Source organism: Brucella sp. BE17 (assembly GCF_039545455.1).
Lineage (GTDB): Bacteria > Pseudomonadota > Alphaproteobacteria > Rhizobiales > Rhizobiaceae > Brucella.
The window spans coordinates 593,333-615,286 of record NZ_CP154468.1 but is presented as its reverse complement, the minus strand read 5'-3'; the positions used below and the strand labels follow the sequence as shown (position 1 = coordinate 615,286).

The following is a 21,954-nucleotide window of genomic DNA, read 5'->3' as shown; positions in this document are numbered from 1 at the left end:
GCAGCCTCACAGGTCGATCAGGCCGCGCTGGCGCAGCAATATCCACAGGAAGAACGGCGCGCCGCAAATGGCGGTGATGATACCGATGGGCAATTCCGCAGGTGCAACAATGGTACGGCTTACGGCATCGGCGAGCAAGAGCAGGATTGCCCCCAGAAGTGCGGATGCGGGCAGAAGATAACGATGATCCGGCCCGATGGCGAGGCGCAGCATATGCGGCACGACAATACCGATGAAGCCGATGCCGCCGGACACCGCAACGGTAGCGCCCGTTGCCGCCGCAACCGTGACGATCGCAACGTTCTTGATGCGCTGCACCTGAATGCCGAGATGGCCAGCAGCCGCTTCTCCAAGCGCCAGAGCGTTAAGTCCGCGCGCGAGAACCGGCGAGACGATAAGAACGACGGCGATAACCGGCCCGGCGGCACCGATCTTGCTCCAGGTTGCCCCGGCAAGCGATCCCATGCTCCAGAATGTCAGGTCACGCAATTGCCTGTCGTCGGCTATATAGATCAATGCACCGGTGGCGGCCCCGGCCAGTGCACCAAGCGCAATACCTGCCAGAAGCATGGTTGCGACTGAGGTGCGCCCTCTCCTTGTTGCGACACGGTAAAGCAAAAGCGTGGTCGCAAGACCGCCCAGAAAAGCAGCGAGCGGCAGAGCATACATACCCAGTGCAGCGACGAGAGGAGCAAGCACACCCGTTCCAAGAACAATGATCGAGACGGCCCCCAGACCGGCACCGGCTGAAACGCCGACCAATCCTGGATCGGCCAGCGGATTGCGAAACAGCCCTTGCATGACTGCGCCTGAAACCGCAAGCCCTGCCCCAATCAATATCCCAAGAGCGATGCGCGGTAGGCGGATTTCCATTATGATGAGATGATCGCGTCGCACGGCTTCAAGCCCCTCGCCGAACATCAGGCCGTTGAGCAGCGTCATAACAGACGCGTCCGATGCACCCGCCGTCAGGCTGAACATTGCCGTAATGCAAAGCGCCAGTGCCAGAAGAGCAATGGCAAGTCGCGCGCGGGGCGCGCGATCGCCGGCTTGAACCTCTTTATCGGGCTTCGTCATTCCATAATATGCAGCAAACCGCTGCCGGCCTGCGGCCCCCAACTCAATGGACATTCGGGGTTTCCTTATTGCCCACCCTGTTTATCGGGTGCTGTATCATAGATTTTTTCCGCCAGTTCACGAACGGCAGCACCGGTGCGCGGACCAAAACCGAGCAGATAAAGCGCATCCATCCTGACGAGGTTTCGCTCACGTCCCGCAGGCGTCGCAGCGATCATCGGATTGTTGAGAATGTCATCATTTGCAGAATGATCGCCGCCGCCCTGCATCATCAGGATAACATCGGGTGCCGCTTTCTCGATCGCTTCGTCGGTCAGTTGCTTGTAGCCTGCATATTCGGTGATGACGTTTTCAGCGCCCGCAAGCCTGATTGCGCCGTCAGCCGCCGTACCGGTGCCAGAAGCCGTAAGACGGCCGCCGGTCACGGATAATACGAACAAAACGCGCTTGCGATGCTTTCTGCCCGCGGCAAGCTTTTCAGCTTCATCGAGATCGCGCGCAACATCAGAGGCAAGCGCCTTAGCCCTGTCTTCAAGGCCGAGCGCCTTACCCACTGCATCGATCTTCGCAATCACGCCGTTGCGGTCAAACTTTTCCGGAATGATAACCATCGGAACGGTGGCTTTCTTAAGAACCTCCAGCGTGTCGGGAGGACCGCTACCCTCAACCAGCAGAATGCCGCTAGGATTGACCGAAAGAACCCCTTCCGGCGCAAGCCGACGCATGTAACCGACGTCCGGCAATGCCTGGACTTCTTTCGGATAAAGGCTGGTCTGGTCGCGTGCGACCAGCATTTTTTCTGCACCCAGCGCGTAGACAATCTCCGTCACAGCACCGCCAACCGAAACGACGCGCGATGTATCCGGTAATTTTTCCACCGTCTCAGCCCACGCAACCCCTATCCCGAAAGATAGGGCAACAGCGGTGAGTGCGGCAAAGCGCATAAAACCGTTCGAAATGACCGACATGGTAATGATCCTATGCGGCCGACGACTGCGGCAGGCGCGGCAGGTTTTCAGCGATCATGCGCCAGTCCGCGAGTTCCGCTTCGCCTTCATGGCGTTCGCCAAAGAACTGCACGATCAGTTCGCCCTTCGTGTCATAGGCCTCGAGCGAGGTGACATGGCCATCCTTGGTCGGCTTGCGCACAACCCATGCGTCGGCAATATGATCAACGCGCAGATGCATGTGGAACGTCGGATCCAGGACGTTGAGCCACGGTCCCAGCATCTTGATCTCATGGATGGGGCCAGTGTGGATCTGGATGCAGCCGCGACTGCCCACAAAGCACATGATCGGCAATTGCTGCTGCACAGCATGGTTCATCATTGCCTCGACGGCGGAGAGATCGACGCGCCAGGCAAAATCCTGTCCAGCCAGATGCACTGCCTGATGCCGGTCGACGCCGAAATCTTTCAGAAGCCCGACAAACTGGTGCACATCGGTCAAAGAACCCCACCGCTCGCGGAACGCAACGATATCGACCTTCGTCGCATCGGACTTCTCGCCCTTTACGGGAAGTTTGGTTTCAATCGAGGCGGATTGGTCATCCAGCAGCAACTCGGCGACGAGTGCTTCATAGGCATCAACATTGGAAGCCGGTCGCAGGTGAATCTTGTGTACGGCCTCGCCGGCCGCATCAAAGAATTGCAGGCTGCGGCGCACATCGCCACCTTCATTCTTGCGCACGGCAAATCCATGCACCCAATGCTTGGGGAAAATACGCAGATCGATCTGCTGACCGAGAACCAGCGACGCATGCGGGCCCCATATCGCCTTTTCGAACGGACCAATCTTCTCGTGAACCACGCTCTCGTTGCGCGTCAGCGCCATCACTTCCCCCAGCGAGGATACGCGCTGAAGAAGCTTTTCCACATTGGCGTCTATGTGGCGGGCAGAAATAGCGGCGTCTTCACCCAGTCCGCAATGAGCAGCGATGAAATCGGCCTCGGAAATATTGAGGCTCTGTGCAAATTCGCGCTCTCGCGTTTTGGGATTATCCGCCCGTGCCTGGAGAATCTGTTCTGGGGAGGGCTTAGATTGGATCGTCATGGATATGATTGCCTATTTGTTCAGAATGAGCTTGCCTTGGCGGGTAATTTTCAAGCGATAGAGCGATCCGCCATGCTCTATGCCCACTTCACGCGAACCGTCGAAAAGCTCGCGGCTGCCATAAGTCTTGAGATGCGATTCCTTCAAGGTCGCGCAGAGACGCTGTGTTTCGCCAGTGCGCGCATCTGCTTTTTCAGCGCCGCCAATCCTGCCTTGATTGTCATGCAAGCGATGTGGAGAGCGGTCAGCGGTGTGGCCGCGGGGCAAACGTACCTGCATGTCGATATCTATACGCCTGTTCATTGTCCTGCCCTGTTTTGATCGGCCCTGTGTTGATCGGCTGTTAATTGTCCGGGCTGAGCGGTGTTTTCACAAATCAAAAACAGACTGCCGCACCTGAATTGATTTATTGACATCGCCAGTCATGTTTAATAATCACTGCATTACTGGATTAATCGAGTCAAGTTTAAATCTTGCTTTTCCAGTGCAAGCCACGAAGATTTTCCTCTTCGCCAGCCAGCGCCGACGCTTTCATAGGGAAGCATCCTAACTATCTGGATTTTATCGAGCTTCCCGGCTGTCAGCGCCGCGGAAAAGCTGAGGTGTAAAGGAAATTGGAATGCGGGCGACTGGTGGGCAATACAAACGGTCATTTCTGGCAAGCAGCGGCCTTGCGATCATCCTCGTGGCAATGACATCACAGTCATTCGCACAGGAACAGAAGGCTTCCGAATCGGAAGATGGCGTCAATCTCAAGACAGTTGTCATCAAAGGGGTTCGCACGAGCAAGGGCTCGGTCACCGACACGCCGCTTGCCAGCACCACCACTGCCGATCAAATCAGCAAGCAGGATATCAATACACTTAAAGATATCGGCAACACGACGGAACCGGGTGTAGCCGTTAACTCCACCACCGGCAGCGTCAACATTCGCGGCCTTGAAGGCAATCGCGTGCTGACAACAATCGATGGTATCGCCATTCCTTATCTCGAAGCCTATGTGCGCTCAGCCGTGTCAGGCGGCTCCGACGCCTATGATCTGTCGTCGCTTTCGACCTTTGATGTTCTTTATGGAGCAGACGCCAGCCGGGTTGGTGGTGGCGCAATGGGTGGCGCACTCGCACTCAAGACGCTCGAACCGGCAGATCTGCTTGCTCCCGGCAAAGCCTTTGGCGGCATTGCAAAGCTCACCTATGACGGGTCTGACAAATCGTTTATCGGCTCCGCCGCTGTTGCCCAGAAAATCCAGAATACGTCTGTGCTGTTTCAGGGCTCCTACAAGCGCGGTCATGAAGTTCAGAATACCGGTGATGTCGGTGGTTACGGCAGCGCGCGAACCGAAGCCAATCCACGCGATTATGATCGCAGCAATCTCATGTTCAAGCTGCGCCAGGAACTGGAAGGCGGACATACGGTCGGCCTGACTGCGGAACGCAACCGGCTCGACGCGGATACCGACAAATATTCGGACGCCGGCACCACCTATGACAACAAGACGCTGCGCGATAACCAGCAAAACAAGCGCGACCGGATCTCGCTGGACTACCGTTATGAAGCACAAAGCGAAGATGCCCTCGTCAACAATGCATTTGCGACCTTGTACTGGCAGCGTATCGAACGGTCCTATGAAACCAACGGAACGCGTATCAGCAGCCTGCGCGGCCCCTATTCCCGCAAGTACAATCTTGAAGAAGAACGCTACGGCGCGACCGGTTATACCAATCTCGACTTTGATACGGGTACGCTCTCGCACTCCTTGACAATTGGCGGCGATGTCAGCTTTTCGAAATACAAACAACAACTGACCGGGGCCGATAATTGTACGCGCGGCACTGCGACGCCGATGGAACAGATGTTCGTGTGCCCATACCTACATATCAACCAGAAGGATACGCCTGACGTGGATGCGACGCGCTTCGGCATGTTCGTAGAAGATCGGATCGAGATTGGTGATACGCCTTTCGCGATCACACCCGGTATCCGCTATGACTGGTACAAGTTCAAACCGGATTCCGAAAGCGGTTATGCCGACAGCACGGGCAATCGCTTCTCGCCGAAGATCCGCGCTTCCTGGCAGGCAATGCCTGAACTGGAATTATTCGCGCAGTTCTCCACAACCTATAAATCACCTGAAATCGATCAGCTATACGTCACATATCTCTCGGCGACTTATGGCACGATCGGCAATCCTGATCTCGACCCGGAAACCGGCTATGGCTTCGACATCGGTGCCAATTTCGGCAATCAGAACACCGGCGGACGCATCACTGCCTTCGTCAACCGCTACAGCAGCTTCATCGATACCATCACCACGCGCACTGATGACTATCCGGATGGCCTGACGACCTTCCGCAACCTCAACAAGGCCCGCATTGCCGGTATCGAACTGAAAGCCCATCACTACTTCAACAACGGCATCAATATTCATGGCGCGGTCAGCTATGCCAAAGCCATGAACCTTGACGACAATATACCCCTCTCCTCCTCTCAGCCGCTCAAGGGTGTGGTAGGCGTCGGTTATGACACTGAGAACTGGGGTGCTGACGCCAGCGTGGTCATGGCTGGTTATCTCAACCAGACCATATCGACACGGTCGGGCATGTCGTCGCGCCGTTTGCCGGGCTATGGCATTGTCAATCTGACCGGATGGTGGGAACCCGAACAGATCAAGGGCATGCGCTTGCAGGCCGGTGTCTATAATCTCTTCGACAAGCAATATTACAACGCGATGGAGGTCAACAGTGTGAGCAATGTGACCGAGTTCTATTCCGAAGCGGGACGTAACTTTAAAATATCGCTGACGCAAAAATTCTAGGGTCTGTGCAAGCGTCATCGCTCCATCCGGAAATCATCGCATCCGTGAAGACCGGCCATCCTGACCGCGGCAGTGGTCTTCGATCCCAAGATGCGATGCGGCGCGTGCGGGCCTACCACCGCACGCGCCGGAATTAAATTGAAAAACGCGCTATATAAATTAGCCAATCCAACCGAAAGGATAAGCCATGTTTATTGCAATGAACCGCTTCAAGGTTCGCATCGGGTCTGAGGCCGATTTTGAGGCCGTATGGAAAAACCGCGATTCCACGCTTTCTGAACTCCCGGGCTTTGAAAGCTTTCACCTCCTTCGCGGCGCGACCAATGAGGAAGAAGGCTTTACGCTTTATTCCTCGCACACAGTTTGGCGCAGTCAGGAGGATTTTACTTTCTGGACAAAGTCGGAACAGTTCCGCGATGCGCATCGCAACGCTGGAAACAACAAGTCTCTCTATCTCGGATCGCCGCGATTCGAAGGCTTCACAGCCATAAAAGGTGCTTGAGAAGCGTGAAATACACGATTTTCCGCACCATGCGGCGAAATGGCACAGAACAGCCCGGCGATCCAAAATAACGGTCGCCGATATGGGTTTGAAACGCTAATTAACGTTTAAACATGGCGAGTTAACTCATATTTAGAATAATTCTAAGTTGTTGTTTTTTAGAACATTTCAAAAACATAAAATTTGACGGCGGCCCGCTCTCCCGTCATAACCTGACTGAATTCGACGAGTTTTAAAGTTCGTCGAAATAAACCTTTAATGTTCGGGCCTTTAACCCTTGCAATTGGAGGAACCCTTGTCCGGTTCTACTTGGCCATGTGCCGCACTCAGAATAAAAATGCCGCACATTGGTGCCGCATTTGAAGCAATGCGCAGAAATGGACAGGTAAACCCTTCTCTTTCGGTCGATAGTGCATCTGTTTTTTACTGCAACAATAGCTTGGGAGACGGTCTTTCATGTTAGTTTGCAGCTGCAATGTTATCACCGACAAGGATATCGAAGCCGTCATTATTGAAATCCTCGATCAGGATTGCTGGCAGCTAATTGTGCCTGGCACCGTGTTCAACGCCATGTCTAAGCGCGGTCGCTGCTGCGGCTGCTTCCCAAACGTCGTAGAAACGATCATAAGGGTGACCGAAGAATACCATCTTCGGCACGACCAGACGGACGAAAACGTCGTTCAGTTTATTGATCGTGTCCGTTCTCTACGCGATAAATTCGGGAGTTCTTGGAATGAAAGGCGAACCAAAAGTCATCGAGCGGCTTAACGAGGCTCTGTTTCTGGAGCTTGGTGCTGTCAATCAATACTGGCTGCACTACCGTCTGCTCAACGACTGGGGTTTCACGCGTCTTGCGAAAAAAGAGCGTGAAGAATCCATTGAAGAAATGCAGCACGCCGATAAGCTGATCGACCGTATCATCTTCCTTGAAGGTCATCCGAACCTGCAGACAGTTGCGCCTTTGCGCATTGGTCAGAACGTCAAGGAAGTTCTGGAAGCCGATCTCGCAGGCGAATATGACGCCCGTACCTCTTACAAGAAGTCGCGCGAAATTTGCGACGAACTGGGCGATTACGTCACCAAACAGCTTTTTGATGAGCTTCTGGCCGACGAAGAAGGTCATATCGATTTTCTGGAAACCCAGCTCGACCTGCTTGGCAAGATCGGTGAAGAACGCTACGGCCAGCTCAACGCAGCACCTGCCGACGCCGCTGAATAAGCTTAGAGCGCCGATCTGATTTTATCAGATCGGCGCTCTAAGTCTTTGATTTGACGCGCGTCTTACCCAAAAACTGTTACAAACCGTTCGGGATGCGCTTGAATGATGTGAATTGTAAAGACCGGGGCGCAAGCTCCGGTTTTTATTTTATATTTACGTGCGTTACGGAAGTAAAATGGTCGTGCCCGTCGTCTTACGAGCCTCAAGATCTTCATGTGCCGTGCGCACATCTTTCAGCGCATAGCTCTGATTCACCTCGATCTTCACAGCGCCGCTGCTCACCACGTCGAAAAGCCCGTTTGCCGCCGCTTCAAGCTCGGGGCGCGTGGCGATGTAATGAAACAATGTCGGGCGGGTTACGAACAGAGAGCCCTTCTGCGACAGCGTACCCAGATCGAATGGCGGGATAAGCCCGGAAGACTGCCCGAAACAGGCGAGAAGCCCGCGCGGCTTCAAGACATCAAGCGACCCCATATAGGTGTCGCGGCCAACCGAGTCATAGACGACATCGACGCCTTTGCCGTCTGTCAGTTCCCTGACCTTATCGACAAAATTTTCGCTGCGATAATTGATGACGTGGTCGTAGCCATGCTGTTTTGCCAAGGCGATTTTTTCGGGCGACCCGGCAGTACCGATCACGGTGGCGCCAAGATGTCTGGCCCACTGCCCGGCAATGAGTCCGACACCACCGGCTGCGGCATGAAACAGAATGGTCTGCCCTGGCTTGACGTCAAAAGTGCTGCGCAAAAGATACTGCGCCGTCATGCCCTTCAGCATCATTCCCGCAGCGGTTTTGAGATCGATAGCGTCCGGCACCTTGACCAGACGCTCAGCCGGTACAATGCGCTCATCAGCATAGGAGCCGGGCGTTACGACATAGGCGACCCGGTCGCCAACGCTGACATTTTCCACGCCGGAGCCTACGGCAATGACCGTTCCAGCGCCCTCATTCCCGGGGGTGAAGGGCAACTGCTCGGCCTTGTAAAGACCGGTGCGGAAATAGACATCAATGAAATTGAGGCCAATAGCTTCGTGGCGCACCTTCGCTTGTCCCGGCCCCGGTTCTCCGATTTCCACCTGCTCATAGCTTAGAACTTCCGGACCGCCGGTCTGATGGACACGAATGGCGTTGATCATGACGTAACTCCGTTTTTCTTTGCAGTTGCAGCCTGTTCACTCGCAACGACCGCAGCCGTGCGACCAAGCCCTGGGAACAACTGCATGATGGCACCAATGAAATAAATATAGATCCCTGTTACAGAAATGCAGACACGCACCCACAGTGGCGCATCCAGCGTATAATAGAGTGCTATCGCGCCACAAGCGCACCAGAGCAGAAACACCGTCAGATTGAGCGGACGAAGCCGTACCACGCGCACCGGATGCAAAAAATTGATCGGAAGGAAAGAAAGGATGGCCGATATGACCACGGTCGCAAAGGCCACCCACTCGCCCGGCTTCACGATGAACAGAGTGAAGACCACCATGTTCCAGACGACGGGAAAGCCCTTGAAGAAGTTTTCCTTCGTTTTAATGCCGGTGTCGGCATAATAGATCGCACTCGATACCACGATGATTGCGCCGGATATGAAGGAAAGATAAGTCCCCATAAACCCGCTTTGATAAAGCGCAAAGGCCGGGATCAAAACATAGGTGACATAATCGATGATGTTATCGAGCATCTCGCCCGACCAGTTGGGCAGGACGTATTTCACCTCGAGCTTGCGGGCAATCGGCCCGTCGATTCCGTCAACGAACAGCGCCAGCCCCAGCCACCACCACATGGCCGTGTAGCGGCCATCGCTTGCAGCAACGATAGACAGGAACGCCAGAAAAGAACCGGACGCCGTTAAGAGATGCACAGAGAAGGCCCTGGCCTGCGGCGCGGTGACTTTCCTGGCTTTAATTCTCTGGGTCAGTTTGGTTTTCACGCCATCCGCCATTTCATTCTTCTCGCTGATCGCCCACGGACCTATCTCGCAATAGCCGTAATCTTGTAGAAAGCTTTCCCCGAATAAGTGCAAAAGCGCAAGACGTGACGGACAAATCGCCCTTAATTCCACGGAAGAATGGCCTTTGCTGGCAATTCGGTCTAGATAATGGTGATGATTTGAGCCTTTCAAAGCGTAATAACCGGCTCCAACCGGCAAGGATGAAGCAAATGAATGATCTGGTTGCCACCAAGCCCATGACCGACATTCTGATCAGCGGCGGCGGTCCGGCAGGCATGATGGCGGCGCTGGCGCTTGGTGCTAAGGGTTTCCGCACTGTCCTGCTTGGCCCTGAAACCGACAAGGGTGACCGTCGCACCACCGCCTTGATGATGCCGGCTATCCGCTTTCTGGATGGGCTCGGCGTCTGGCATGTGATTGAGCCGGAAGCCACAGCCCTCGCATCCATGCGCATCATCGACGCAACCAGCCGTCTGGTACGCAGTCCAACGGTAACATTTCGCGCCGGCGAAATCGATGAACAGGCCTTTGGCTATAACATTCCAAACGCCATTCTCAATGAAAACCTTGCAGATGCCGTGGCCCGCGACCCCAATATCAGGCGGATTACCGCTTCGGCCATCGAATATCGTCCCAACGGCGATCATGCAACTGTTACGATTGCCGGAGGAGAAACGCTGCATGCGCGCCTGCTGATCGCTGCCGACGGGCGCAATTCGAGCGCGCGGGAGGCTGCGGGAATCCGCGTGCGGCGCTGGAAATATCCGCAAACTGCCGTCGTTCTCTCCTTTGCCCATACGGTCAGCCACGACAACGTCTCGACCGAGTTCCACACAGAGGAAGGTCCCTTCACGCAGGTACCGCTGAAAGGCAAGCGCTCCAGTCTTGTATGGGTGGTCAATCCTGAACGCGCCGAAAGCTTGCTTGCACTCGACGATACGGCACTGGCCGCACGCATCGAGGAGATGATGCAATCCATGCTGGGTGAGATCAGCATTGAGGTGCGACCGCAGGCGTGGCCACTTTCCGGCCTTGTGCCGAGCGCCTTCGCCGCCAAGCGCACTATTCTTATTGGTGAAGCTGCGCATGTTTTTCCACCCATCGGCGCGCAAGGTTTGAACCTTGGCACACGCGATGTGGAAACACTCGTCAAGGCGATCGAGAAAGACCCTATCGATCCGGGTTCGGACCGTGTCATCCACGCTTATGATCGCGGACGCAGGCCGGATATTCTGGCGCGCACCGGTTCGGTCGATGCGCTCAACCGCTCGCTGCTATCGTCGCTTCTTCCGGCACAGATTGCGCGCGGAGTCGGGTTGGAAATGCTGCGTTCCTTCGCACCGTTGCGCGCATTTTTCATGCGCGAAGGACTTCGGCCCGGCAGCGGCTTTTCGCATTTTCTGCCAAAACTGCCCGAACGCAACAACGACCGGCATAGAGAAACACGGGAGAGAGGACGGCCGCTTTAATTTACCGCGCGGCGACCTACATATTCTCCCATGGGCATGACACAGATAAAACACGCAAAATTCCAGATCGGGCAGGTGGTGAAACACCGTCTCTTTCCTTTCCGTGGCGTCATTTTTGACGTTGATCCGGAATTTGCCAATACCGAGGAATGGTATCAATCTATTCCCGAAGAAGCGCGTCCGCATCGCGACCAGCCTTTTTATCATCTCCTGGCCGAGAATACGGATTCAGAATATGTGGCTTATGTTTCCGAACAAAACCTTGTACCCGATTCCAGCGGTGAACCGCTGCGCCACTCGCAGATCGATGAGATATTCGAACGCCTGGACAACGGCGGTTACCGCGTGAAATCACAGCACGCTAATTGATAAGTTAGAGCGCAACTTTCAGGCCACCACCAAGCGTAAAAATTCGTAATCCTACACCGAAACTGTCTGCAGAAAGCTCTGGTTTCCCTTTGTGAATAGGGGTCAACTCAGAATTTTCAGACGATCCGGGCCTGTGTGGACGGGTCAAAGAAAACGGCCTTGTCGAGGTTGAAGGCAAGACGTGATGATTGTCCCGCGACGATCCGCGCATCGGCGCGCAGGCGGGCGACCGCATGTTTTCCACCAACACGTGTCACGGCAAAGGTGTCTGAACCGGCCGGTTCCACAACGTCGATCAGGCAATCCCCCTCGACAATGGCGCTCGCGTTACGATCCGCTCCGTCCGGATCGGTTAACGCTTCAGGACGGATACCGAACACGATCTGCTTTCCTGTATATTTGCCAAGGTCTTGCGGGGCATTCTTGATCACAATTTTCAAAGGATCTTCCTCACCGCGCTCCAGAGATATCGCTTGATCGGTGCCATTTTTTTCGACCGTCGCCGTCAAAAGGTTCATCGCAGGAGAACCCATGAAATCGGCAACAAACATGTTGGCGGGGTTGTTGTAGATTTCCGCTGGTGTGCCGAACTGTTGCAGCACACCGTCTTTCAGAACGGCAATCTTGGTTGCCAGCGTCATTGCCTCGATCTGGTCGTGCGTCACATAGACGATGGTCGTCTTCATACGGCTATGCAGGCGCTTGATCTCGGTTCGCATATCCACACGCAGTTTGGCGTCGAGGTTCGAGAGCGGCTCATCGAACAGAAACACCTGCGGGTTGCGCACCAGTGCACGTCCCATGGCAACACGCTGACGCTGACCACCGGAAAGCTGACTCGGTTTGCGGTCGAGGAGATGACCGATCTGAAGGATTTCCGCCACTTCCTGAATAGCCTTTTCGCGCTCGGCTTTGGGGACTTTTCGGATTTCCATGCCGAAGGCGATGTTTCCGGCCACCGTCATGTTCGGATAAAGCGCGTAAGACTGGAACACCATGGCGATGTCGCGCTGCGAGGGGTGCAGACCGGCAATCGACTTTCCGTTGATGGAAATGTCGCCGGAGGTGATCGGCTCCAGTCCGGCAATGGTGTTCAACAGCGTGGACTTGCCACAGCCAGATGGCCCAACCAGCACCAGAAAACCGCCCTCGTCGATTTCGAGATTGATATTCTTCAATATCTCTACGTTGCCGTAGGATTTATAGAGATCGGTGATTTTCAGAAATGACATGAATTGATCCTACTCTAGCCTTTGACGGCGCCGGACATAAGACCGCGCACGAAATAACGGCCGGAAACGATATAGACGATCAGCGTCGGCAGGGCAGCCAGAATGGCAGCCGCAAAATGCACGTTATATTCCTTGACGCCGGTGGACGACGAAACGAGATTATTGAGCGCCACCGTCATCGGCATGGAGTTCGCCCCGGAAAACGATGCGCCAAACAGAAAATCGTTCCAGATATTGGTGAACTGCCAGATCACCGACACAACGATGATCGGCCCTGAAGATGGCAGCAGAATGCGCCGGAAAATCTGAAAGAAACCGGCTCCGTCGATCTGTGCGGCACGCACCAGCTCTGTCGGGAAGGCCTCATAATAATTGCGGAAATAAAGCGTGGTGAAGCCCAGACCATAAATTACATGCACCAGAACAAGGCCCCACACCGTGCCTGCAATGCCCAAAAAACCCAAAACACGCGCCATCGGGATCAGCACGATTTGGAACGGAATGAAGCATGAAAGCAGCAGCAGACCGAAAAAAACGTTGGAGCCGCGAAACTTCCATTTGGTCAGCACATAGCCATTCAATGCGCCAACAATGGTTGAGATTGCGACCGCTGGAACGACCATCATGATCGAATTGATGAAGAAGGGTTTTAGCCCCGTCGGCTGTACGCCGATCTGCGCGGTTGACCATGCTGAAAGCCATGGTGCAATAGTCCATTGCTGCGGCAGGTTGAGCATCCCGCCCTGCCGGATTTCTTCGAGCGGTTTGAAGGAATTGACCAGCATCACATAGAGCGGCAACAAATAATAAAAGGCGAAGAACAACAGCGCTGTATAAATGAGCGCGCGTGTGAGCTTGCCGCTGCTGACGGCATTTTCCTGCGTGTGGACGCTCATGACCGCGATCCTCCGCGAAGTTCTGAATAGAGATAAGGGATGATGATCGAAAAAATCATGACCAGCATGATGATGGCAGACGATGCACCGATACCCATCTGATTGCGGGCAAACGTATAGGAATACATGAAGGTTGCAGGCAGTTCTGTTGCCTGCCCCGGCCCGCCACCGGTCAAGGCCACCACAAGATCATAGGCCTTGATGGCAAGATGTGCCAGCACCACGAAAGCCGAGAGAAACACGGGCCGCATCAGCGGAATGATGATACGGCGATAGATGGTTCCGGTCGAAGCTCCGTCAATCTGTGCCGCCTTTATGATCTCGTTATCGACGCCGCGAAGACCGGCGAGAAACATAGCCATGACAAAACCCGACGACTGCCAGACTGCGGCAATCACCAGACAATAAATCGCCATGGTGTTGCTCTTGATCCATGTAAATGAAAAGCTTTCCCATCCCCACAGATGCATGGTGTTTTGAAGCCCTATACCCGGATCAAGAAACCATTTCCATGCGGTTCCCGTCACGATAAAGGACAGCGCCATCGGATAGAGATAGATCGGGCGCAAAAAGCCTTCACCGCGAATCTTCTGGTCGAGCAGAATCGCCAGAAACAGCCCTATCACTGAGCAGATGACGATATAGAGCGAGGCGAAGATCGCAAGATTGCTCACCGCCCGCCACCAATGTGGCAATGCCCAAAGTTTTTGGTAATTCGTGAGGCCTACAAAGCCATAGGATGGCAGCATGCGGCTGTTTGAGAGCGACAGCACACCGGTGTAAAGAATGAACCCGTAGACGAAGACGAGAACGATCAGGAAACTTGGCGCCATGACAAGCTTTGGAATGAATTCTTGTAATCGGCTGTTACGCTTCATAATGCGCCACCCTGTACTATCGCCAGACTACGAATGATCATTCGCACCGGACGATTCAATTTCTCGATATGTGAATCACAGGTATGGAAAAGACGCCCGCTCATGTGAACGAACGGGCGCCTTTCAGCCAATCCTTACTTCGCGGCATCCACTGCGGGAGCCAGTTCCTTCACGGCATCTTCCGAAGACAGTTCACCGTTGAACTGGCGCGTGATGACGTCAAAGAAAGCATTTTTCACAGCCGTTGGTGCGGCATAGCCATGCGCGAGAGAACCGGCCATGGTGTTCTTCTCGTTGGCTTCCTTCACGTCAGCAATGGCCTTCTTACCGCAGTCGTCGAAATCAGTGTCCGGCACATCGGTGCGCGCCGGTGCTGAACCCTTGACCACGTTGAAAGCTGCCTGGAAGGTCGGGCTTTCAATAGCGGAGGCCATTTCCAGCTGCGCAGGCACCTTGTCCTCAGCGACCTTGAACATTGCGAACACGTCGGAATTGAAGGTCACATTGCCCTGCGTGCCGGGGAAGCGCATGCAGACGAAATCCTCGCCCGGCTTCTTGTCGGCCTTGATGAATTCACCCTTGGCCCAGTCACCCATGAACTGCAACCCGGCCTTGTTTTCGATAACCATGGCCGAGGCGAGGTTCCAGTCACGACCAGAGAAATTGTCGTCGACATAAGTCCGCAGCTTGGTCATGCGATCGAAGGCTTCTTTCATCTGGTCGCCGCCAAGCGCTTCCGGATCGTTTTCGATGAAGACCTTCTTGTAGAAATCGAGACCGAAGGAAAGCACCACGGCTTCAAACAGGGTTGCATCCTGCCATGGCTGGCCACCGTGAGCTATGGGCGTAATACCCTGCTCCTTGAACTTGTCCAGAAGCGCAATCAACTCATCCCAGTTGGCCGGTTCCTTGCCGCCAGCCTTATCGAGCGCTGCCTTGTTGATCCACACCCAATTGGTGGAATGGATGTTGACGGGTGCGCCGATCCAGTGGCCATCATATTTGGCAAAATCCTGCAATGCCGAAGGGATGACCTTGTCCCAGCCTTCCTTGGCTGCCACTTCATCGAGATTGCCGAGCGCATCCTGCTCGGCCCAGTCGCGAACGTCAAAGCCCAGCATCTGTACGGCGGTTGGCGCATTGCCGGCCGTCACGCGCGCGCGCAGAACCGTCATCGCCTCAACGCCAGAACCGCCAGCTACTGGCATATCCGTCCAGCCTATGCCCTTTGTTTCAAGGTCTTTCTTGAGCACGTCGAGTGCAGCAGCTTCACCTCCGGCTGTCCACCAGTGCAGAACCTCAACATTCTGCTTTTCCTGCGCACCGGCTAAAGGCGCCATCGCGGCAAGCATGGCGCAAGATGCTGCACTCATAGCGACGCGTTTCAAAATCTTATGCATATCTACCTCCCGTAGAAACAAATGAACTCTGTTCTGCCGTTTTCGTTCGGCGCCCCGTGGCCCCCAACCGGCACCGGCTGCTACGCGCCTCCGGCTCATGCCCGTCTCAGCTACTGTAACCAGACCGGAGTAGCCATTTCTGCCATATAATCCCGCCTGCTAGAGCAATCTCCGCGCTGTCCTCCACCAGCCTTTACGTCATCCAACCCATAATTGACAACGTTGTCTTTTGAAAGTGCATTACGCGCCAGACACAGTGCCTGCCCTTAGATAGGCAAAAATTCCAGATGAGTGTCAATACGCCTTCCACAATAAACAGCGGGAAATTTAATTCGGAAAAACCTGCGAGATAAATTAAAGTGGAAATTATGCTTTTTTCATAATGGATTAGAAAAATATCTCTTATGTAAAAATGTTCTCAAAAGCTTGTGACTGAAAGCATGAAAACTCAGTAAACGTACCGTTTGCGAGCAGAAAAATTTTCGTCAATATATAGACAGAATGAATGCGAACGCGTATTTTCCGATCTGCCCGTGCAATCCTGCACAGGCTTGTTCTCGGGGCGGGGTGCAATTCCCCACCGGCGGTATGGAGAACCTTCTCTGAGCCCGCGAGCGCCTGAAATCTTTCAGGGTCAGCAGATCCGGTGCGATGCCGGAGCCGACGGTATAGTCCGGATGAAAGAGAGTAAATGAGCGGTTGTTTCACGCTTTCGGCGTGATTCTTTCGTTTCTTTTTACGCCCTGATTCTAGTTTCTTGAGGAACCTATGAACCAGAGCTATCCGAACAAATCTTCCTTCAAAATCGCCTTTATTCAGGCGCGCTGGCACGCCGATATCGTCGATGAATCGCGCAAGAGTTTCATCGCGGAAATCGCCGCCAAGGCGGGCAGTTCCGTCGACGTGGACGTCTTTGACGTTCCTGGTGCTTACGAGATTCCGCTCCATGCCAAGACACTTGCGAAAAGCGGACAATATTCGGCCATCGTCGCTTCGGCTTTCGTGGTCGATGGCGGCATCTATCGTCATGATTTTGTCGCGACCGCCGTTCTCAACGGCATGATGCAGGTCCAGCTTGAAACGGAAGTGCCGGTGTTGAGCGTCGTTCTGACCCCGCACCATTTCCACGCAGGCACAGATCATCACGAATTTTTCTTTAATCATTTCAAGATCAAGGGTATCGAAGCGGCCAACGCTGCCTTGCAGATAACCAGTGAGCGCAGCCGCCTCACGGCTTTGGTTTAAAAAATTGTCTGAAAAATTCTGGCCCCGTTCAAGCGGGGTCGGTTCATCAATCTGCGATGATGCGATCGCCATGCGTGTAGATGTCGAACTCATCTCCACGCACCACCGCCACGAGCGTCAGATTGGCCTGTTCGGCGGTACGAATAGCCAGAGCTGTCGGTGCGGAAATCGCTGCCAGCACAGGTGTTCCCAGTATGACCGCCTTTTGGACCATCTCGACTGATACACGGCTGGTGATCACGGTGATGCTCTGATCAAGTGTCCACCCTCGATCGGAAACGTTCGCAGGCTTCTGAAGCATCACCCCCCCTACAAGCTTATCCAGCGCATTGTGACGCCCGACATCCTCGCGGGCGGCAACAAGACCCTGGTCAGGCACATAAAAGCCCGCACCATGAACCGCACGGGTTTTGGAATTGAGGCTCTGGACCTGTGTGAGTGCCAGCATTGCCGCGCCGATATCCTCGGCATGAAAACGCCTCACCTCCTTCGGCAAGGCAGGAAGAGGGCGCATCGCCTGATCGATTGAATCAATACCGCAAAGACCGCATCCAACCGGCCCGGCCATGAAGCGGCGACGCTCGGCAAGCCGCTGTTGCGGCACATCATCTAGCCACATCTGGACATCAATGCCCTCGGAAAGTGATACGACTTCCAATCTTTCGATTTCACTGATGTCACGAATAATGCCTTCTGTCAGACTAAAGCCCACGGCAAGATCGTGAAGATCAGATGGGGTTGCCATCAGCACGGCCTGCGTTGAGCCATTGTAGCTGAGCGCAACAGGAGCCTCTTCCGCTACGATCCGGTACCCCTCCCCCAAGCCTGAAGCACGATAGGTGAGGTTGACCACATTCTGACTGGTTTTTGGTGTCGTCACGTTTCCCGCCTGCAAACCGGTCCATCCTCTCCAGCAATTTGAAGTGGCATCATATCCGGTTTTCTGTATGGTGCCAGCAAACAAGTCACGAGGACAAAATGGATATTCGCCATATAGACAACAAGTACGCCGTTTCGGCTCAGATTTCACCCGATGATGTGCGTGATATCGCAGCCGAAGGCTTTCAGACCATCATCTGCAACCGCCCCGATGGCGAAGGCGGCCCCGATCAGCCCGATTTTGCTGAAGTTGCCCGCGTGGCGGAGAAGGCCGGTATTGCCACTTATTATATCCCAGTCACCGGCGGTCAGCTCACGCAGGAAAATGTTGATGCTCTGGCAGAAGCATTGGAAAAGGCGGAAGGCCCAGTTCTTGCCTATTGCCGATCAGGCACGCGCTCTACGAATATTTACGGGATCGTACAGAGCCAAAAGCACGGATAAAGAACGAACGCAGGCTACCGGGGCGGTGAATGCGCAAAGGCATTTCAATTGTCTTTGCAAACATAGTGATTACCGTCCCGAAAAGCGCGTGCTGCGATTGGCGAGCGCTTGCGGATTATGCGCCTGATACTGGCGATAATAGGAAAAACCGGTGCGGATAACGGTTGACATAATGCCCATGACAACAAGCGCCCAGCCTACGAGCTGCAGCCATGAGAAGGTTTCAACACCTCCGCCAACAGCCACTACCAGAACGCCGCCCCAGAGAACGGCAGCCGTGCGGCGCCAGAAGACCGGATTGAGTTCATCGAAAACCGCTTTCCACAGGGAATGGACGAGGCAGGCAAAGAAAAGCGCCGCAGCCATACCAATATTGAGCAATTCGACAGGCAACCATTCTTGTGTATTAAACATAATATCCATCATCCAACCTTGTACCGGCACTCGTGGAGAAGCGCCGAAGCGCGCTCCCTAACCGGAGAGAAGTCACTGTCTCGAGCCCTATTGAGCCGTCGATTTGTGGCTTGAACGTGTTAGAAGCATGAAAAGCTCCTGGTAAGGAACTCAAATATTATTGCGATCACGCTAAATATCGTGTTGAAATTATTACATAATCCCCGCAAGCCCTTGGATATCCACAAGGAAACAGGGGAGCAATTGAACTATTTTCGGTAACAACCGCCTCAAACTTTAGAACTTAGCCGACGTCCGACGCGCGCCAAAAAAATTACCGGCAATATTCCGACCACGACAATGGCAAGTGCGGCCATCGAGGCTTCCTCGTAGGTGCCGCGTGCCGCCTCGCCGTAAAGATGTGTGGCAAAGGTTTCCATGTTGAGCGGACGCAACAACAGCGTGGCTGGTAATTCCTTGACACAATCGACGAAGACGAGCAGTCCGGCCGCAATGATCGCCGTCTTTGAAAGCGGCAGATGCACAGCGTGCAACGTGCCCGCAACACTTTGCCCAAGCGTGCGCGACGCGTGATCAAGCGACAAGGGAATGCGCTCAAGGCCGGAATCGATGCCACCTGCCGCAATTGCGAGAAACCGGGCACAATAGGCATAGATTACGGCTGCCCCCGTCCCAATCAGTACCAGTCCCGCCGAAACACCAAAAACCTGCATCGCAAACAGGTTGATCATCTGGTCGAAACCTCCTGAAACTACAAGGATTCCGATGGCAATCACCGTGCCCGGGGCAGCATAACCCATCGTCGAAAGCCGGTAGAACCAGCGGGCGACAGAGCCCGGAAAAAGGCGCAGTGCATAGGCGACGACCATACCGCATATCAAAACGATGGCCGTGGCAATTGAGGCCAGAATGATCGTATTGAACGCCTCGCCCGCCAGACGCGGCGAAATCCCGGCGAAACGCGCACGTTTGACCGCCTCCACGACGAGATAAGTGGCAGGCATGACGAACCCGGCGATGATCGGCAGCGTTCCGAGACCAAAGAGCCAAAATCCCTTAAGCGTGGACACCTTCATCGGTTCGAAACCACGCGAATGGCGGATGTTCGAGGAAAAGCGCTGCTTGCGCCGCGCCCATCGTTCAAGAGAGATCAGCGCAACCACGATGAGCAACAGAGCGAGCGCCAATTGTGCCGCACCGGGCAGATCCGAGCGCGTGACCCACGTCGTATAGATCGACACCGTCAGCGTGCGCACGCCAAGAAATTCCGCAGCCCCCACATCGTTGAGGGTTTCCATCAGGGCCAGACTGACGCCGACAGCCACCGCAGGACGCGCCAGCGGCAACGCCACGCGCCAGAAAATGCCGCGCCGTGTAACGCCAAGGGTGCGCGCCGCATCGATGAGGCTTGCAGATTGCGTGAGGAACATGGCACGCGTCGGGATATAAACGTAAGGATAAAGCACAAAGCCCAGAAGCAGGATGCAGCCGGTCATCGAACGAATATCGGGCAGGCGAAACTGGCGCGGCGTGTCATAGCCAAGCACGAACCGAATAGCGCTCTGTACCGGGCCAATGGGGTGCAGGATATCGAGATAGGCATAGGCTACGATATAGGTCGGCACGGCGAGCGGCAAAAGCAGCGCCCATTCCAGAACAGCGCGCCCGCGAAAATCATAGGCCGTGACGAGCCACGCCGCTGTGGTGCCTAAAAGCGCCGTGATCACACCGACGCCCGTAAGCAGAATCACCGTGTCTGTGAAAGCTGTTGCCAGCAAGGTTGAAAGCAGATGCTGCCACAGGCCAGACGAGCCCCGCACGGCTTCCAGCAAGAGCGCCAAAACCGGAGCCAGCACCAGAAGAGTGATCAGAGCAGATGCCCAAAGCCATGCCCGCCCCGCCCTTGCTGCGCGAAAATAAGGCCTTTGTGTTGCTGCATCGGTCATGGTGGTCTCTGCATATGGAAACGCCGGTGCATGGCACCGGCGTCAGTTTATACGGCTCGTCCGTTTTTTAGTTATCGAAGCCGACTTTGTCGACTAGTTCGCTCGCCTGCTTGCGATGGCTGACGATCTCAGTCAGCGGAACCTTGTCGATATTCAGCTCACCAAAGGACTCGACGATCGGATCAACCGGAGCACCCGGCTTGACCGGATATTCGAAATTGGCTTCAGCATAGATTTTCTGGGCCTCGTCAGAAACCAGATATTCGAGGAGCTTGACCGCCTCTTCCTTGTGCGGGGCGTTCTTTGCAACGGCAGCACCGCTGATATTAACCTGCGTGCCGCCATCCTTGAAGGTCGGAAGAAGGACTTTGATACCCTCGCCCCATGTCTTCTGCTCATCGCCGCTTTTGCCCGAGCGCATCAGGCCGACATAATAGGAATTGGCAACGGCGATATCGCAAATACCACCTACGATATCCTTGGCGCCGTCACGGTCGCCGCCGGCTGCCTTGCGCGCCAGATTGGCCTTAACGCCCGACAGCCACTCCTCGGTCTTTTCAGCGCCGTGGTGAGCAATGTAATCGGCAAACAGCGCCGTGTTGTATGGATGCTGTCCGCTGCGAATGCAGAGCTTGCCCTTCCACTTCGGATCGGACAAGTCTTCGTAATTGATGGCATCCAGTTCCAGATCCTTGGCGGCATAAACGACACGCGCACGCATGGACAAGGCATACCAGTTACCCTTGGCGTCGCGAAGCTGTTCCGGCACGGCCTCGCTCAATACCTTGGATTCGATCGGCTGGGTCAGACCCTTTTCCGCCAGATCAACAAGATTGCCCGCGTCAACCGTCATCAGAATATCGGCAGGTGAACTTGCACCTTCCGAAGCCACACGCTCAGCCAGTCCATCTTTCAAGAAAACCGTGTTGACAGTGATACCGGTCGAAGCCTTAAAGGCATCCAACAGTGGCTGAATGAGGCCCGGCTCACGCGTCGTGTAAATATTAACTTCATTTGCAGAAGCCGCACCTGTGAGAAAAGTGGCTGCTACAAGAGCAAGACCCGTACGCGCGAAAATCGACATATTGCCTCCGTTTGGAATAGTTCCAAATTAAATGATGAGTAAGACAATCAGCTTATATCGCCCTGTCTCTGACTGGTCAAC

The 21,954-nt window shown here is 54.6% G+C and carries 22 protein-coding genes and 1 riboswitch; of the genes, 8 read left to right on the top strand and 14 right to left on the bottom strand.

Features of this window, described 5'->3' with window-relative positions; translation table 11 throughout:
• Window positions 1-6: 6 nt before the first annotated feature.
• From AAIB41_RS14210 to AAIB41_RS14195, 4 genes are all read right to left on the bottom strand, one after another.
• Complete coding sequence (locus tag AAIB41_RS14210; protein ID WP_343316080.1) at window positions 7-1,077, bottom strand: iron chelate uptake ABC transporter family permease subunit; 1,071 nt, start codon at window positions 1,075-1,077, stop codon at window positions 7-9.
• Window positions 1,078-1,142: 65 nt separating this feature from the next.
• Window positions 1,143-2,045: an ABC transporter substrate-binding protein gene (locus AAIB41_RS14205; protein WP_343315930.1), complete on the bottom strand. Its 903-nt coding sequence runs from the start codon at window positions 2,043-2,045 to the stop codon at window positions 1,143-1,145.
• Between the two features lie 10 nt (window positions 2,046-2,055).
• A complete protein-coding gene (locus tag AAIB41_RS14200) occupies window positions 2,056-3,129 on the bottom strand; it encodes a ChuX/HutX family heme-like substrate-binding protein (protein ID WP_343315929.1) in 1,074 nt (357 codons plus the stop codon).
• Between the two features lie 12 nt (window positions 3,130-3,141).
• Window positions 3,142-3,432 carry a hemin uptake protein HemP gene (locus AAIB41_RS14195; RefSeq protein WP_343315928.1) on the bottom strand — a complete coding sequence of 97 codons (291 nt, stop codon included), beginning with the start codon at window positions 3,430-3,432 and terminating at the stop codon, window positions 3,142-3,144.
• A gap of 316 nt (window positions 3,433-3,748) precedes the next feature.
• Here AAIB41_RS14195 and AAIB41_RS14190 point away from each other — a divergent pair, with 316 nt between their 5' ends.
• The 4 genes from AAIB41_RS14190 (at window position 3,749) to bfr (ending at window position 7,665) form a co-directional block, all read left to right on the top strand.
• Complete coding sequence (locus tag AAIB41_RS14190) at window positions 3,749-5,944, top strand: TonB-dependent hemoglobin/transferrin/lactoferrin family receptor (protein WP_343315927.1); 2,196 nt, start codon at window positions 3,749-3,751, stop codon at window positions 5,942-5,944.
• A gap of 187 nt (window positions 5,945-6,131) precedes the next feature.
• Window positions 6,132-6,446 carry an antibiotic biosynthesis monooxygenase gene (locus AAIB41_RS14185; RefSeq protein WP_343315926.1) on the top strand — a complete coding sequence of 105 codons (315 nt, stop codon included), beginning with the start codon at window positions 6,132-6,134 and terminating at the stop codon, window positions 6,444-6,446.
• A 456-nt stretch (window positions 6,447-6,902) separates the two neighbouring features.
• The gene (locus tag AAIB41_RS14180; protein ID WP_343315925.1) at window positions 6,903-7,214 is read left to right on the top strand and encodes a (2Fe-2S)-binding protein; all 312 of its coding nucleotides are present in this window, start codon (window positions 6,903-6,905) and stop codon (window positions 7,212-7,214) included.
• On the top strand, window positions 7,180-7,665 hold the full coding sequence (gene bfr / locus AAIB41_RS14175; RefSeq protein ID WP_343315924.1) for a bacterioferritin: 486 nt from the start codon (window positions 7,180-7,182) through the stop codon (window positions 7,663-7,665). The genes AAIB41_RS14180 and bfr overlap by 35 nt, the downstream gene beginning before the upstream one ends.
• Before the next feature lie 162 nt (window positions 7,666-7,827).
• On the opposite strand, the gene AAIB41_RS14170 is transcribed toward bfr, so the two are convergent.
• Together AAIB41_RS14170 and pcsA are read right to left on the bottom strand one after the other, a co-directional pair.
• Window positions 7,828-8,802 (bottom strand): quinone oxidoreductase, encoded by a 975-nt coding sequence (locus AAIB41_RS14170; protein ID WP_343315923.1) that lies wholly within the window; start codon window positions 8,800-8,802, stop codon window positions 7,828-7,830.
• On the bottom strand, window positions 8,799-9,608 hold the full coding sequence (gene pcsA, locus AAIB41_RS14165; RefSeq protein ID WP_343315922.1) for a phosphatidylcholine synthase: 810 nt from the start codon (window positions 9,606-9,608) through the stop codon (window positions 8,799-8,801). Before pcsA ends, AAIB41_RS14170 begins: the two co-directional genes overlap by 4 nt.
• A gap of 218 nt (window positions 9,609-9,826) precedes the next feature.
• On the opposite strand from pcsA, the gene AAIB41_RS14160 reads away from it, so the two are divergent.
• The gene (locus tag AAIB41_RS14160; RefSeq protein WP_343315921.1) at window positions 9,827-11,086 is read left to right on the top strand and encodes a UbiH/UbiF family hydroxylase; all 1,260 of its coding nucleotides are present in this window, start codon (window positions 9,827-9,829) and stop codon (window positions 11,084-11,086) included.
• A 30-nt stretch (window positions 11,087-11,116) separates the two neighbouring features.
• Entirely contained in the window at window positions 11,117-11,455 is a 339-nt protein-coding gene (gene hspQ, locus AAIB41_RS14155) for a heat shock protein HspQ (protein ID WP_343315920.1), read from the top strand.
• Between the two features lie 116 nt (window positions 11,456-11,571).
• Here the strand turns inward: hspQ and AAIB41_RS14150 are convergent, their stop codons facing one another.
• The 4 genes from AAIB41_RS14150 to AAIB41_RS14135 all read right to left on the bottom strand — a co-directional run bounded on the left by AAIB41_RS14150 (window position 11,572) and on the right by AAIB41_RS14135 (window position 15,861).
• Entirely contained in the window at window positions 11,572-12,687 is a 1,116-nt protein-coding gene (locus tag AAIB41_RS14150; protein WP_343315919.1) for an ABC transporter ATP-binding protein, read from the bottom strand.
• Window positions 12,688-12,701: 14 nt separating this feature from the next.
• On the bottom strand, window positions 12,702-13,583 hold the full coding sequence (locus AAIB41_RS14145) for a carbohydrate ABC transporter permease (protein ID WP_343315918.1): 882 nt from the start codon (window positions 13,581-13,583) through the stop codon (window positions 12,702-12,704).
• Complete coding sequence (locus AAIB41_RS14140; RefSeq protein ID WP_343315917.1) at window positions 13,580-14,461, bottom strand: sugar ABC transporter permease; 882 nt, start codon at window positions 14,459-14,461, stop codon at window positions 13,580-13,582. The genes AAIB41_RS14145 and AAIB41_RS14140 overlap by 4 nt, the downstream gene beginning before the upstream one ends.
• Before the next feature lie 134 nt (window positions 14,462-14,595).
• The gene (locus tag AAIB41_RS14135; RefSeq protein ID WP_343315916.1) at window positions 14,596-15,861 is read right to left on the bottom strand and encodes an ABC transporter substrate-binding protein; all 1,266 of its coding nucleotides are present in this window, start codon (window positions 15,859-15,861) and stop codon (window positions 14,596-14,598) included.
• 549 nt (window positions 15,862-16,410) lie between these two features.
• Window positions 16,411-16,554: riboswitch (FMN riboswitch) on the top strand.
• A gap of 75 nt (window positions 16,555-16,629) precedes the next feature.
• Here AAIB41_RS14135 and AAIB41_RS14130 point away from each other — a divergent pair.
• Window positions 16,630-17,106 carry a 6,7-dimethyl-8-ribityllumazine synthase gene (locus tag AAIB41_RS14130; RefSeq protein ID WP_343315915.1) on the top strand — a complete coding sequence of 159 codons (477 nt, stop codon included), beginning with the start codon at window positions 16,630-16,632 and terminating at the stop codon, window positions 17,104-17,106.
• Between the two features lie 46 nt (window positions 17,107-17,152).
• Here the strand turns inward: AAIB41_RS14130 and fdhD are convergent, their stop codons facing one another.
• Window positions 17,153-17,986 (bottom strand): formate dehydrogenase accessory sulfurtransferase FdhD, encoded by an 834-nt coding sequence (gene fdhD, locus AAIB41_RS14125; protein ID WP_343315914.1) that lies wholly within the window; start codon window positions 17,984-17,986, stop codon window positions 17,153-17,155.
• A 98-nt stretch (window positions 17,987-18,084) separates the two neighbouring features.
• On the opposite strand from fdhD, the gene AAIB41_RS14120 reads away from it, so the two are divergent.
• On the top strand, window positions 18,085-18,429 hold the full coding sequence (locus tag AAIB41_RS14120; protein WP_343315913.1) for a TIGR01244 family sulfur transferase: 345 nt from the start codon (window positions 18,085-18,087) through the stop codon (window positions 18,427-18,429).
• Window positions 18,430-18,498: 69 nt separating this feature from the next.
• Here the strand turns inward: AAIB41_RS14120 and AAIB41_RS14115 are convergent, their stop codons facing one another.
• The 3 genes from AAIB41_RS14115 to AAIB41_RS14105 form a co-directional block, all read right to left on the bottom strand.
• Entirely contained in the window at window positions 18,499-18,852 is a 354-nt protein-coding gene (locus AAIB41_RS14115) for a hypothetical protein (protein ID WP_343316079.1), read from the bottom strand.
• Window positions 18,853-19,112: 260 nt separating this feature from the next.
• Window positions 19,113-20,789, bottom strand: a complete 1,677-nt coding sequence (locus AAIB41_RS14110) for an iron ABC transporter permease (RefSeq protein ID WP_343315912.1) — start codon at window positions 20,787-20,789, stop codon at window positions 19,113-19,115.
• Between the two features lie 67 nt (window positions 20,790-20,856).
• The gene (locus AAIB41_RS14105; protein WP_343315911.1) at window positions 20,857-21,873 is read right to left on the bottom strand and encodes a Fe(3+) ABC transporter substrate-binding protein; all 1,017 of its coding nucleotides are present in this window, start codon (window positions 21,871-21,873) and stop codon (window positions 20,857-20,859) included.
• Window positions 21,874-21,954 lie beyond the last annotated feature (81 nt).